Origin of the sequence: Nocardiopsis alba, assembly GCF_000710955.1 — a bacterium.
Taxonomy (GTDB): domain Bacteria; phylum Actinomycetota; class Actinomycetes; order Streptosporangiales; family Streptosporangiaceae; genus Nocardiopsis; species Nocardiopsis alba.
In genome coordinates, this window is record NZ_BAZE01000002.1 from 444,415 (window position 1) to 456,645 (window position 12,231).

Genomic DNA, 12,231 nt, shown 5'->3' on the forward strand with positions numbered 1-12,231 from the left:
CCGGAACCCTGCCGCCACCACCTGGGAGAACCGGCCGAACCCTGCGGCTCCACACCCAGCCGGCTCTACCAGAGGGGCCGCCGCTGCCTCACCCACGCACCGGACCCCATCGCCGCCCCCGGCACGTGGACTCCACGTTCTGTCACCGGCCCCGACCAACCTTTCCCGTCCACCCACGAGGAGGCCTGATGGAGAACACGGTCGGGCATGGCGACGGAGAGTTCCCGATTCCTCGAATCGTCGACCGCGCGGAGTGGGAGGACGCCCGGCGGACACTGTTGGACCAGGAGAAGGCCCTGACACGGATGAGCGACGCCATCGCGGCACAGCGCCGACGCATGCCCGCCGTCGAGGTCCCCGGTGACTACGAATTCACCGGACCCGACGCAACGGTGACCCTACGAGATCTGTTCGACGGTCGACGGCGAGGAACGCCAGGCCATCAGCGTGTTCCTGCGCCGAGGGGACCGCGTCCTCCACACCTGGTCGACGTTCGCGCGTGGGGAAGAACCGTTCATGCAGGTCTTCGGCCTCCTGGATCTGACCCCGTACGGACGGCAGGAGACCTGGGAGAACTCACCGGCCGGTTGGCCGCAGGACCGGCCCTATGAGTGGATGAGGCTCCACGACGACTACGGTGCCGCGTCATCCGGATGTGCTCACCACGCCGACCGGTGAGGTGTCCCGGATCCACATACGTCACCCGACCGGCGGGGCCGGTTCCGTGGGAAGGTCGCGGGTGAGCGCCTTGCCGAGGTGGACCACCCCGTCCTCCTCGGCGTCGATCACGAACCCTTCACTCCGATAGAGGGCGATGTTGCGGGTGCTCTTGGCGCCCGTGCTCAACTCGACCCGGTCGCATTCGGCGGCCAGATCCGCCTCCGCGCGGCGCAGGAGTCGGCGTCCGATACCGACTCCGCGCATGTCCGGGGCCACGGCGAGGCGACCGATCCGCCCGATTCGGCCCTCATGACGGACACGGACCATGGCGATCAGGCGCCCGTCCCGCCACAGCCCCGTGGTCCTCCACTGTGACAGCCAGCGAGCGACATCGTCCACGCTCTCTCGCAGCGGCGCGAGGGCGAGCGAGTCGTTGTCGAGGGCCTCATCCACCCAGCAGCAACGTTGCAGCACGGTCACCTCGCCCGCGTCGTCCGGGGTCATGACACGGGTGTGACTTCCGGGCACCGGACCTTCGGCGTCGTCCTGCCCCAACGCCTCACGCAGGGGGCGCAGCGCCCGCGAGACGCGGACGGCCTCACGGAGCACCCCCTCGGCCGCCGCGTCGTGGCGCGGGCTCCGCCGGACCCGCCCGTCCACGATCGCGTCGTGGATACGAAGGGCGACCGTCGCACCGAGCGGAACGAGGCGCAGAGTGGTCGCGACCTCCTTGGTGTGCTGCACCGACCGGGTTCCCGCCGAGGTGTTGCCGTAACTGATGAATCCCATCGGCTTCCAGGCCCACTCCTTACCGAGATAGTCGAGGGCGTTCTTCAAGGGGGCGGGCATCCCGTAGTTGTACTCGGGTGTCACGACGATGAAGCCGTCGACCGCGTCGACCAGTTCACTCCAGCGTTTCGTATGCGGCCGGCGGTAGATCCCGCTGGAGGGGTGCTCCTCCTCATCGAGGAACGGCAGAGCGAGTTCGGCCAGGGAGAGCGGCTGCAACCGCACTCCGAGCCGCGCCGCCAACGGCGAGACGGTGGTGGTGAACCAGTCGGCGATCGCGGGACCGAGCGAGCCGGGGCGAGTACTACAGGTGAGGACCATGACCCGGGTCGGCGAAGTCGTAAACATGTAAACGAACCTAAGGGATAGGATGTTTACATGTCAACGAAAAAGCCCGGTTCCGCCGCACCATGGCTCGACGAGCACGAGGAAAGGGCGTGGCGCGCCTTCCGCCGGATGATGATCGCCGTACGGACCGCCACCGTTCGCGACCTCGCCGAGACAGACCTCTCCGAACCGGACTACGAGGTCCTCAGCACCCTGGCCGAATGCCCCGAGGTCACGAGCACGCTTCACGAACAGGCCACGAAGATGGGATGGTCCCGAAGCCGACTGTCCCGCCACGCCGGCCGCATGGAGACGCGAGGGCTGATCCGTCGAGCACCGGACCCCGCCGACGGACGCGGCTGCCTCCTGATCCTCACCGAGCTCGGCCGGGACACCTTGCGCTCGGCCACCCCCGTCCACCTGGAATCCGTGCGACGACACTTCGCCGACCCGCTCGATACCGACGACCTCACCGACCTGATCCGCATCGGCGACAAGATCATGTCGGCCGGAAGGCCACCGGAGAACGGAGCGGACGGCGCGCAGGGCTGACCCCACCCGTCCTTGCGCGTCTCATCGAGACGGACCGCCGACCGACCCGTACGCCGGTGGAGGCGAACCCGAGCCGGGTGGTGCCGGTTACGCCACCGGGACCAGCCGACCTCGGGCGCTCCCCGACGTTCGCCCCCATCGTGCCCAGTGCCGTCACCGATCCACGGCGCGGGGTCCTGATCGGGTCTCCTCAGGCGGGCCCCGATCGTCTTTCGAGGGGTTTCCCTCGCGCGAAGGTGCGTGAACCAGAGTGCGAACCTTGACAATGTAGATCATAAACGCCCATATCGGACCGGCGAACTCGAACCGAACGCCTCACCCCACCTCGCCCGGCCTTCCCACCACCCCACCCTTCAACCAGAACCCCTCACCTCCATCGATTTGCCTGCCTACCTATCGGTAGGTAGGTTGACGTCCATGCCTGAACACACCTCGGTCTCCGTGACCGACCTCCGCAAGTCCTACGGAAAGCGCACGGTCCTCGACGGCCTCTCCCTCCAGGTCCGACGCGGGAGCCGCACCGTCGTCCTCGGACCCAATGGCGCCGGCAAGTCCACCCTGTTGGAGATCGTCTCGACGCTGCGCGCGCCGACCTCGGGAACGGTCGTGGTGGAGGGCCACGACGTCGTGGCGCACACTCGCGAGGCCCGGCGTCTGATCGGTCTGGTGCCCCAGGCCAACGCCCTGGACCCGCTGGCCACGCCTCGGGAGGTACTCGATTTCCAGGGAACGGTCCTGGGCCTGGGCTCCCGGACCACCGGGCGCCGCTCACACGAGCTGCTGGAACTCTTCGGCCTCGGGGAACACCGGGACAGCCGGATCTCGAAGCTGTCCGGCGGCACGCGCCGCAAGGTCGACCTCGCCGTCGCCCTGGTGGACTCGCCCTCGCTGGTCGTGCTCGACGAGCCCACGACCGGCCTCGACCCGCTCGCCCGCATGGACCTGTGGAGGGAGCTCGAACGACTGACCTCCGAAGACGAGGTCGGCACCCTGCTGATCTCCACCCAGGACCTGCACGAGGCCGAGGTGCTGGCGAGCGACATCGTCGTCCTGCGCGAGGGGACGGTGGTCGCGCACGATACGCCCGACGCGCTCAAGAACCTCGTGGGCGAACGCACCCTGACGCTGACCCTGGACTCCCCGGAGACGACCGACGGCCTGGTCGCGACCGGCCGCGCCGGGTTCCGGACCGAGGCCGAGCACCCGACCACGGTGTGCCTGGCCCTGCCTCGCGACCCCGCCGTGCTCCGCGCGGCCCTCGACGACATCGGCGCCGTCGCCGCCTCGGTCGAGGGGATCCGACTGGCCGACCCCTCGCTCGACGACGTGTTCGCGGCCCTGGCCACCGGCTGACCGCGAACGCCCTCCTTCCGAAAGGATCCGTCATGACCCTGACCATCGACCCCGCCCCGACCATCGGAGCCGTACGCCGCGGCGCCGCGTTCTCCGTGACCGCGGCGGCCACCCGCCGCTCCCTGCGCGCCGTCTTCCGCTCCCCCGCCCTGCTGATCAGCCCGCTCGCCCAGTCGCTGTTCTTCCTGCTGGTCTACTCCGGGCAGCTGAGCAACGTCGGAAGCGCCTACCTCGGTGGCCAGACCTTCATCGCGTTCCTGCTCCCACTGATCCTGCTCACCGGCGTCGCCACCGGGGCCGGTGCCGCCGGAACCCTGGTCCTGGCCGACATCACCAGCGGCTACCTGGACCGGCTCCGCATGGCCCACGGAACGGTCACTCCCTTCCTCACCGGAACGGTGATCGCCGTCCTGGCCGCCGTCGCCGTGCAGGCCCTGTTCACGACCGGTGGGGCGATGCTCGTCGGCTATCGGCCCGCCGACTGGGGCGCGACCCTCGGGATGGTCGCGATCATGCTGGTCCTCGGTGTCGCGGTCGCCCTGTTCAGCGTCGCCCTGGCGATCCGCACCGGGTCGTCGTCGAGCACCGGTCTGGTCACGCTGACCTTCTTCGGGCTCTCGTTCTTCACCGGTGTCTTCGCCCCGGTGGAGGAGCTCTCCGGATGGATGCGGGCGATCGCCACCGTCAACCCGCTGACCTCCATCATCGACGCCGCCCGACAGGTGGAGAGCGGAGGCGACCTCACCTCCGGTCCCCTGGCGGCCGCGCTGCTGATTACGCTTATCGTCGCCGGGTTCATCTCCTGTGTCCTGGCGCTGGCCCACGCACGGAGGAACCGATGAGCACCGATACCGACACCCGCGCGCAGATCATGGACGCCTTCGGCGAGCAGTTCTCCGCCACCGGCTACCCGGGCATCTCCCTGCTGGGCGTGGCGCGCACGGTCGGCATCCGCAAGCCCTCGATCTACCACCACTTCCCCGGGGGCAAGGAGGACCTCTACACGGCCGTGGCGATCCGGTTCATCGAGACGACGCACGAGCGGATCACCGAGGCTCTGGCCGAGGGCGAGACCTTCGAGGATCGGCTGAAGGCGCTGGTGCGGGTCAGTGTGGAGCACACGGGGGCGACGGTCTCGTTCGAGCAGCGCGTCTACGACGCCCTCGACCTGGTGAGTGACGAGACCAGGGAGCGGGTCTCCGGGCTCTACGTGGGCCAGGTCCTCGACCCGGTGGTCACCCTCTTCACCGAGGCGGTGGAGGACGGGCACGTCGAGGGGGATCCGCACTTCCTCACCAACGCGTTCCTGCACCTGGCGCGCGGCGCGAGCCTGGAGAACGCGGGCGTGACCGTCGACCTGTTCCTCAACGGGGCCCGCGCGAGGTAGGGCGGGGATCGCCGGGCGGTGTGCTCTGAGAACCACATCGCCCCGCCCGTTTCCCGTGTCCTTCCGCACGAAAAAACCTTACTTTCCCGATAGGTTTTACCGGGTGGACCTTCTCCTCGCCGTCCTGGCCGGCTTCACCGTCGCCGCGGTCACCACCCCGGTCGGGATCTCCGGGGCCGTGCTGCTCCTGCCCGTGCAGTTGAGCGCGCTGGGCATGCACGGCCCCGCGGTCAGCGCCACCAATCTGCTCTACAACGTGGTCGCCACCCCGTTGGGGCTGCGCCGCCTGGTCCGCGCGGCCCGTGGGCACGGCGCCGAGATGGCGGTGGCGGCCGCCGTGCCGTGTTCGATCGTCGGCGCGGCTGTGCGGGTGACCTGGCTGTCCGACCCCGACCTGTTCCGCGCCCTACTGGCGGTGCTCATGTTCGGGATGGGACTGCGCCTGCTCATCGTGCGCTCCCGAAAACGACCCGAACCCGCACCGAACGCCCCGGCCCGTGAACGTGGAGTGCTCGCCCTGGCCGCCGGCGGCGCCGCTCTCTTCGGCGCCGCCGTGGGCATCGGCGGCGGATCCCTCCTGGCCCCGCTGCTGGTCGGGGTGGGCGGATGGCTCACCTCACGGGCCGCGGTGGTGGCGCTGTCCACCACCCTGACCACCTCGGTGGCGGGCCTGACCGCCTACGCGGTCTTCGACCTGGTCGGCTTCGGCGCCGCCCCGGCCGCCCCGGACTGGGGTGTGGGACTGGCGTTGGGGGTGGGCGGCATGGCGGGGTCCCTGGTGGGGATCGGTCTGAGCCGGCGCCTGGGAGAGCAGCCGCTCCGGTTCCTGTTGGGCGGGCTCATCCTCCTCACCGGGGCCTCCTATCTGGTGGGCCTGGTCCGCTGACCCCGTCGGTCCACCCGGCATCGAAACGGTCCCCCGGACAGAAAAACCTCTCCTCTCTCACCGGGATCACCGATAGATTCTTCGCCGATGAACGACGATCCGCCCCGGCGATCCCGGGAAGCACTGAACCGTCTGGTCGCGGCCGCGGGCCTGCCCTCCGTGACCTCGGTCCGGCCGATCAACGGCGACGGGGACGGGCTGGACAACCACCTCGTCAAAGCGGAACTGACGGACGGCCGCGCGGTCGTGCTGCGCCGGAGCCGCGTCGAGTCCGCCTCCCCCGAGAGCCGAATCGGGTTCCTACGGGCCAACGGCGTCACCACACCCGAGCTGTACGCGGCCGACGGCGAGGGCGCCTCGCTCTGGGAGTTCGTGCCGGGACGCACCCTGGCGGAGGCGGTCGAGACGGGCACCGCCACCGACACGGTCTGGCGCCGCACCGGCGAGGCTCTGGCCGAGGTCCACGGCGTCGTCTTCCCGGTTCCCCTCCAAGGGCCCATCGATGTGGACGCCCTGACCTTACGACCGGTCGATCCGGTCGAGGAGCTGCACACGTCCCTTCACGAGAGCGCCGCGTGGGTCGAACGAGAACACCCCCACCTGTTGGAGGCTCTGCGTCGGGTGGAGGGCTTCGTCGCCGAACGCGCGGCCGAGATCCGGGCCGAGCGGCCCACGGTCACCCATGGGGACATCAACCTGCTCAATATCGTCGTCACCGACGACGAAGCGGTGCGGTTGATCGACTGGGACTTCCCGACGGTGCGGTACCCCCTGGCCGAGCTCGCCGCCTTCGACGAACACGCCTACCTCCATGGCTTGGAGGGTCTCCCCCGCGCCTTCTTCGAGGGCTATGGCCGTGCCGTGCCCGCGGACCTGCTGCTCGCGTACCGCGTCGTCGGCTGTCTGGGCTGGTTGTCCAGTGATGACTGGCGGGAATGGGACGAGACCCCGGATCTGCCCGGACCCGCGCGGGCCCGTCTGCGGGCGTGGCACGAACGTCTGCTCGCCTGGGCGGACCGGCTGCCCGACCTGGTGAAGGCCCTCGGGTAGAGGAACGGCACGAGAACCTCCCCCGGCCCCGTGCGTGGTGTCGGTACACGGGGATCGATGACCGGTTCAGAGCAGGCCGCAGGCCCTGCGCGCGTGGGCGCGCTGCACCCCGATGGCCTGGAGGCTCGAGGCGCATTGCCCGGGGTTCGTGGCGCTGAGTCGGCAGGCCTGCCGGACCTTCGTGCCGATGACGTACCTGCCCAGGTTTTCGAGATAGAGCATGCAGCGGCCGGTATCCATGGCCTCGGTTTCGAGGGAATGCTCGGACGCGGAGGCCGGAGTGGCCGTGAGCCCCATGGAGAGAAAACATACGGCGAGCAATGTCGCGATTTTCTTCGCCACAACATATCCTCACATTTCTCGAGTTCGAGAGTGCCGTCAGTCTGGCATGAGGAGTACACGCGGCGCGAGTGGAGTTTGTCGCCCGATCACGTTCGGTGATATTCACGGAGAAATCGGTGGCGTCCCGGGTACGCGGGGTTCCGAGAGTCACTCTCCGAAGGCGGACGACCCCGCCGGTGAGCCTCATGGGGATGACGGGGTCTTCGACTGCCAGCGTGACCGGTGAGGTGCTCGGGGCCTGTCGGACGCCGTGTCCCTGGTCGACGGTGGTCGGTCGTCGAAGAAGCTCGAGCCCTGAATATCGAGGAGACCCTTCATACCCCCATCGCCACTCATGGTGAGCCGGTCACCGCGGCGGTGAAATTCCACCTGGAACGCCAGAGGAGTTTCGGTATCGAGGGACGTGCCATAAGCGGAATATCAGGAACCCTCGTGGGGGCGTCGTTCTCAGAGCGAAAGTCCCCACCTTCTCGGTTCCATGGCGAGAGCGACGGAAAGGGCGTCAAGGGCAGCCGCCGCACACTGTTCCTCGACGCCCTTCGCCGTGCTCGCAGCGGGTTCGGAGAGCTCCCATCGATGATCTAGCCCTTGTAACGTTCGGCGAATTCCGCACCCCAGGAATCCATGGCCTTCACGATCGGTTCGAGGCTCCGACCCGATTCGGTAAGGGAGTACTCGACCCGTGGCGGCACCTCGGGGTAGGACGTGCGTCGAACGATCCCGTCCTCTTCGAGTTCACGCAACTGACGGGTCAGGGTCTTGGTGTTCGCCAGAGGCACCAGACGCCCGAGCTCGTTGAACCGCCGGGTACCCGCGAGGAGATGCTTGACCAGGGTCAGTTTCCACGTCCCTCCGAGCACCGAAACGGCGACCTCGACGGGGCACACCTCCATGGCTCGTTCCACCGGCAATCGCATCGCGCCTCCTAGGGGACATAAATGTCCGTACTGGAAAAATGTACCCTGGATCGAGACCATGGGCCCATGAGGCAGACCACGACGAAGCCCGCGACGATCCTCTGGGTCAGCGCCCACCCCGAGCCCCTCTCCTTGAACGGCGGCCTGCGACGCGACGCCATCGCACATCTGCGCGAATCGGGGCATACGGTCCTCGAATCCGACCTGTACGCCATGGATTGGGACCCCGTCCTCCGGGCTCCGGACGGCGGGCACTCCTCTGAGGAGACAGCGCCTATGTTCCGCGTGAGCGCGGACACCCGGAACGCCTATCTCGCCAATGCCCAGCCTCCCGAGGTCGCGAGAGAACAGGAGAAGATCCGCAGGGCCGACGCGGTCGTCGTCCAATTCCCACTGTGGTGGTACGGCATGCCCGCGATTCTCAAAGGATGGTTCGATCGTGTATTCGTCAACGGTTTCGCCTTCGGCATCGATGCGGTGACCCGACGCCGACTCCGCTTCGAACAGGGTCCGTTCGTCGGAAAGCGCGCTCTGGTCGTCACCACCCTCGGCGATCGTCCGCGTTCGATCGGTCCCCGTGGAAAATCCGGTGAACTGCGAGAACTGCTCTTCGGACTGCTCCACGGCACGTTCGCCTACACGGGGATGAGCGTTCTACCACCGTGGGCACTACCGAGCGCCGACCGCCTCTCCGACTACGAACGGGCGCGAGACGGCCTGCGGGAGCGCCTCGACCGGCTGTTCATCGATGAACCGATTCCGTATCGACCCCAGTTCACCGGTGACTACACCGAGGAATGGGAGCTCGCTCCACATGTGAGCCCCGGTGAATCGGGGCTGAGGGTGCATGTCGATCGCGAAGCGGACGCCTAGCCTCGATCCACCGACGTGGTTCGAGGTGGTCCGACACCGCGCAGAACACCACCATTGAGGGTGGTGGCGGGCGAGAGGAATGATCCGAGAACCACGCCCCGAGCCCGCTCCTCGCTCCGCCCCATCCCCACAGGCGTGGGGCTCACTCGGTCGGGCTCGCGTTCACCGCCCGTCCGACCGGTCCATCCCCACGTGCGTGGGGCTCACACTTAATGACCTGGGACAACGCAGGCCGTTATCTCCACAAGACCCACCGGCCGCCCCCATCGACCACTCCGGTGAGTCGGTTCCGTGCCCACGCCGTCAGTCCCATCGAGCCCAGGTATTTACCAGTGGCACCCTCGACACCGTGGAAGACAGCCCCCATCCCACATCACGCTGTTCCATCCTTTCACCCGCCGACCTTCACTTCCTCCCGCTTCATGATGGAGCGCACGATCGGAACCGCCGGGGCCAGACCGTTACGGTTTCCGTTCAGCCACTCGATATACACCTGCGCGACGCGCACTTCATCGACGTCCATACCGAGAAACGAAGCGAGGTCGGCGGCGGGAGCGTTCGGCGCGGCCGCGAACATCCTCGACACCACCTCGGCCAGGTCGAATTAAAGGGCGGCTTCGCGGACACCACCTTCGGGGATGTCCTCTTCCCATTCACTGGCGAGCAGCTCGCCGAAATACAGGTGATGCTCTTCTTCGGCCTGCTCGGTCACCACCCAGTAGATCGCGGTGTACTCATCTTCGAGGTAGGTGTCGTTCCTTTCCTCCTTCGCCATCCGCCGAGCCTGATCGGCAGGGACCTTGTGGATCACCCGGCCTGTCAGGACTTCGGCCACGACGACCGAGCCAGGGCACATACGGGTGCGAATGAAAACCCGCCCCGTACGCCCCTCCGTGGTGATCATGCGGCTGATGATGTGCTTGGCCGTATCGAAGGTATAACCGATCTCGGCCGCGAACTCCCTCCGAATTTGTTCCAACATAGGGACGGAACCATTATTCGTATTTCCCCTTGCCCGATATACCTCTGAAGCGAGACCGACCCCGACACCCCAAGGTTTCACTCACCCGCGGATTCGGCCATCCGGAATCGAAACCCGCGACGACCTGCCATCTCTCACACCGAAGGGCGGCGTACAAGCACTCAGGATCTTCCTATGTCATCGGGAGGACACGAATAACATCCGAGCTCCGATATGACCAGGGTCGGCCAGTTATTCGATATTCCTCGCCCGGACAGCGGCCGCATGCTATTCGTGCGGATATGCAGCCTGATCGTCGACGCGTCCAGACCGCTGTGAGCGGCGCCGCTCACTCAGATGAGCCCGTTTTCCTGTCCACAGACCCCGACGAAGCCACCGAATTCCGTGATCGTTCGGAGGAGGAAGGCCGGACCTACTGGTGCGGCACGCTGCTCGGCGGATGTGGCGGCCGCCTGAGCTTGAAGGTCCCCTCTGAACGCAAGACCGTGCCGCATTTCGCCCACCGAGCGGATAGTAATCTCTGTGCCCGTCTGGCACATGGAGGCGAGCAGGCCTGGGGCAGTCAAAGCGCCGATCACCTCTATGCCCACCACCACCTACGCCGGTGGCTCGGCCGAAACCGACCCGATTCGGCCAAGCCGGAGTACGTGGGTTTGGGCCCCGGGCGCCCCTGCACCGAACTCATCGTCCCGCTCACCGATACCAACGCTCTGCGTATCGTCCTCAGCAGTGACCCGGACCGTGAGCTTCTTGAGGTCGCCCGGTCACCCATCGCACGCGACTACGTCTGGCTCGTACGGGAGGACGACGCCCTCAAGTCCCTCACCCACGCGCTCTTCGCGAACAGGGTTCCCTATCGGTGGATTCGCCTGATCGACGAACCCGACCAGGGGCGTCTCATCGAAATCGATCTACCCGATAGCACCGGTGAGACTCGTTGGACTCCCCTGTCCCGGTGCGTACTGCGTGGCGGCACTCTGCAAGAAGCCCCTGCCGATACCGTCCCGCCTTCTCAGAACAACGAGTTCCAAGTCTCCCTGGACGCTCCCGTCAGCCTGTTGGAACAGGCGATCAGAAGTCTGCACCATGTGCTGGACAAGGGGGAGCCCCGCGGCACCATCATGAACATGGCCGAGACGGTGCGCCGCCAGCTTCGAGCCGCTCGGGCCCGAAAGCAGCTGACCGCCGACCTGGCCGTGGAGGCGAACGCCGTGTTGGAGAAGGCCGACAAGGCGACACGGCTCGATACGCCCGCCCCTGAAAAGCCTCGCCGTAAGACGCACGTTGCACCTCTCGGGGTGCCTGTGGTCGAACGTAATCGTCAACGGGCCCAGCAACGGCAGCAACGAAACCGACAGATCGCCGAATGGGTGGATCATCTGGTCGGCGAGCTCACCTTGGCCAAGAAGTATCGGCGGAGTCGAGCCTACGAGGCCTATCGCGCCCGACTGGTGGAGGTGTTCGACTGTCCCGAAACCCCGCCCCGCCTCGTGGACAGGATCAAAGGTCACCTACGGAAGTTCCCCAAGGACCTTTTCCCTCCACGTGGGCAGAAGGTCGCTCCTGAGCCCCAAAAGCATCGGAAACAGAAGAAGGGTCGCCGCCAAGAGGGCGACCAGAGTGCGAAGCGAGGCCGTCGAGAAGAGCGTCCACCTGCGCCCGTTCCTCCGCCTCGGTTCGGGTTGGAAGTCCAGGCCACCATCGATGACCGGTCTCGTCGGATTCTGGAGGAGATACGTTCCTCCGCTCGACGCCCCGTCCCCCGTACACCTCCACCCGAGCGGTGGTGACCGACCCCCGAGTCGCGCTCACGAAGTAGACGTCGTCTGATCTTTTCGCGCCTGGAGGCCGCCCTGTAGCCCCTACGAGAGTGCGAGGCGGATCCCTCTGCCCGGCCGTTCGAATGTCCGCTCCCCGGGGGAGAGCGTGGCGAGGGCCCCGAGCCTTATGGCCCGGGGCCCGCCTGCTCCCATTCCGAGAGTCGAGCACGAGAGGCATGCCTCCCCACGTGCGTGGGGCTCACGATCGCGGGGTGGGTGTGCGCACCACTCCGGGCTGTCCGTCCCCACGTGCGTGGAGCTCACCAAAAGATCAAGGGCGATGCTCCTTATGA

At 67.1% G+C, this 12,231-nt stretch carries 14 protein-coding genes and 2 pseudogenes; 10 read left to right on the forward strand and 6 right to left on the reverse strand.

What is annotated here, in order from left to right; all coding sequences use genetic code 11:
- Nucleotides 1-188 precede the first annotated feature (188 nt).
- Nucleotides 189-405: pseudogene (locus TR33_RS27165) on the forward strand (DUF899 family protein); the annotation flags it as partial.
- A gap of 42 nt (nucleotides 406-447) precedes the next feature.
- Nucleotides 448-678: a DUF899 family protein gene (locus tag TR33_RS27170; RefSeq protein WP_052358101.1), complete on the forward strand. Its 231-nt coding sequence runs from the start codon at nucleotides 448-450 to the stop codon at nucleotides 676-678.
- Between the two features lie 21 nt (nucleotides 679-699).
- On the opposite strand, the gene TR33_RS05420 is transcribed toward TR33_RS27170, so the two are convergent.
- Nucleotides 700-1,797, reverse strand: coding sequence for a bifunctional NAD(P)H-dependent oxidoreductase/GNAT family N-acetyltransferase (locus tag TR33_RS05420; RefSeq protein ID WP_042281822.1), 1,098 nt, complete (start codon nucleotides 1,795-1,797; stop codon nucleotides 700-702).
- Between the two features lie 30 nt (nucleotides 1,798-1,827).
- Between TR33_RS05420 and TR33_RS05425 the strand changes: the two genes are divergently transcribed.
- Nucleotides 1,828-2,328 carry a MarR family winged helix-turn-helix transcriptional regulator gene (locus TR33_RS05425; RefSeq protein ID WP_026125020.1) on the forward strand — a complete coding sequence of 167 codons (501 nt, stop codon included), beginning with the start codon at nucleotides 1,828-1,830 and terminating at the stop codon, nucleotides 2,326-2,328.
- Between the two features lie 92 nt (nucleotides 2,329-2,420).
- On the opposite strand, the pseudogene TR33_RS27545 reads toward TR33_RS05425, so the two are convergent.
- Nucleotides 2,421-2,594: pseudogene (locus tag TR33_RS27545) on the reverse strand (DUF5701 family protein); the annotation flags it as partial.
- A 151-nt stretch (nucleotides 2,595-2,745) separates the two neighbouring features.
- Here TR33_RS27545 and TR33_RS05430 point away from each other — a divergent pair.
- From TR33_RS05430 to TR33_RS05450, 5 genes are all read left to right on the forward strand, one after another.
- Entirely contained in the window at nucleotides 2,746-3,681 is a 936-nt protein-coding gene (locus TR33_RS05430) for an ABC transporter ATP-binding protein (protein ID WP_042281824.1), read from the forward strand.
- 32 nt (nucleotides 3,682-3,713) lie between these two features.
- A complete protein-coding gene (locus TR33_RS05435; protein WP_199806104.1) occupies nucleotides 3,714-4,523 on the forward strand; it encodes an ABC transporter permease in 810 nt (269 codons plus the stop codon).
- Nucleotides 4,520-5,068, forward strand: a complete 549-nt coding sequence (locus TR33_RS05440) for a TetR/AcrR family transcriptional regulator (RefSeq protein ID WP_042281827.1) — start codon at nucleotides 4,520-4,522, stop codon at nucleotides 5,066-5,068. Before TR33_RS05435 ends, TR33_RS05440 begins: the two co-directional genes overlap by 4 nt.
- 103 nt (nucleotides 5,069-5,171) lie before the next feature.
- Nucleotides 5,172-5,954, forward strand: a complete 783-nt coding sequence (locus TR33_RS05445) for a sulfite exporter TauE/SafE family protein (protein WP_042281829.1) — start codon at nucleotides 5,172-5,174, stop codon at nucleotides 5,952-5,954.
- Nucleotides 5,955-6,041: 87 nt separating this feature from the next.
- A complete protein-coding gene (locus TR33_RS05450) occupies nucleotides 6,042-7,004 on the forward strand; it encodes a phosphotransferase family protein (RefSeq protein WP_017534672.1) in 963 nt (320 codons plus the stop codon).
- Between the two features lie 66 nt (nucleotides 7,005-7,070).
- Here TR33_RS05450 and TR33_RS05455 read toward each other — a convergent pair whose 3' ends face one another.
- Nucleotides 7,071-7,346, reverse strand: a complete 276-nt coding sequence (locus TR33_RS05455) for a hypothetical protein (RefSeq protein WP_017534671.1) — start codon at nucleotides 7,344-7,346, stop codon at nucleotides 7,071-7,073.
- A gap of 581 nt (nucleotides 7,347-7,927) precedes the next feature.
- Nucleotides 7,928-8,263: a winged helix-turn-helix transcriptional regulator gene (locus tag TR33_RS05460; RefSeq protein WP_026125019.1), complete on the reverse strand. Its 336-nt coding sequence runs from the start codon at nucleotides 8,261-8,263 to the stop codon at nucleotides 7,928-7,930.
- A gap of 66 nt (nucleotides 8,264-8,329) precedes the next feature.
- On the opposite strand from TR33_RS05460, the gene TR33_RS05465 reads away from it, so the two are divergent.
- Complete coding sequence (locus TR33_RS05465) at nucleotides 8,330-9,136, forward strand: NAD(P)H-dependent oxidoreductase (protein WP_084570203.1); 807 nt, start codon at nucleotides 8,330-8,332, stop codon at nucleotides 9,134-9,136.
- Nucleotides 9,137-9,527: 391 nt separating this feature from the next.
- Here the strand turns inward: TR33_RS05465 and TR33_RS05470 are convergent, their stop codons facing one another.
- Complete coding sequence (locus tag TR33_RS05470) at nucleotides 9,528-9,713, reverse strand: hypothetical protein (protein ID WP_042281833.1); 186 nt, start codon at nucleotides 9,711-9,713, stop codon at nucleotides 9,528-9,530.
- Nucleotides 9,714-9,740: 27 nt separating this feature from the next.
- On the reverse strand, nucleotides 9,741-10,118 hold the full coding sequence (locus TR33_RS05475) for a hypothetical protein (RefSeq protein WP_042281834.1): 378 nt from the start codon (nucleotides 10,116-10,118) through the stop codon (nucleotides 9,741-9,743).
- Between the two features lie 281 nt (nucleotides 10,119-10,399).
- Between TR33_RS05475 and TR33_RS26550 the strand changes: the two genes are divergently transcribed.
- Complete coding sequence (locus TR33_RS26550; protein WP_159068772.1) at nucleotides 10,400-11,908, forward strand: competence protein CoiA family protein; 1,509 nt, start codon at nucleotides 10,400-10,402, stop codon at nucleotides 11,906-11,908.
- The last annotated feature ends 323 nt before the right edge of the window (nucleotides 11,909-12,231 follow it).

Coding starts and splice junctions, on each gene's coding strand:
- TR33_RS05420 (WP_042281822.1), bottom strand. CDS start 1,797: ATGTTTACGACTTCGCCGACCCGGGTCATGGTCCTCACCTGTAGTACT.
- TR33_RS05425 (WP_026125020.1), top strand. CDS start 1,828: ATGTCAACGAAAAAGCCCGGTTCCGCCGCACCATGGCTCGACGAGCAC.
- TR33_RS05430 (WP_042281824.1), top strand. CDS start 2,746: ATGCCTGAACACACCTCGGTCTCCGTGACCGACCTCCGCAAGTCCTAC.
- TR33_RS05435 (WP_199806104.1), top strand. CDS start 3,714: ATGACCCTGACCATCGACCCCGCCCCGACCATCGGAGCCGTACGCCGC.
- TR33_RS05440 (WP_042281827.1), top strand. CDS start 4,520: ATGAGCACCGATACCGACACCCGCGCGCAGATCATGGACGCCTTCGGC.
- TR33_RS05450 (WP_017534672.1), top strand. CDS start 6,042: ATGAACGACGATCCGCCCCGGCGATCCCGGGAAGCACTGAACCGTCTG.
- TR33_RS05460 (WP_026125019.1), bottom strand. CDS start 8,263: ATGCGATTGCCGGTGGAACGAGCCATGGAGGTGTGCCCCGTCGAGGTC.
- TR33_RS05465 (WP_084570203.1), top strand. CDS start 8,330: ATGAGGCAGACCACGACGAAGCCCGCGACGATCCTCTGGGTCAGCGCC.
- TR33_RS05470 (WP_042281833.1), bottom strand. CDS start 9,713: ATGTTCGCGGCCGCGCCGAACGCTCCCGCCGCCGACCTCGCTTCGTTT.
- TR33_RS05475 (WP_042281834.1), bottom strand. CDS start 10,118: ATGTTGGAACAAATTCGGAGGGAGTTCGCGGCCGAGATCGGTTATACC.
- TR33_RS26550 (WP_159068772.1), top strand. CDS start 10,400: ATGCAGCCTGATCGTCGACGCGTCCAGACCGCTGTGAGCGGCGCCGCT.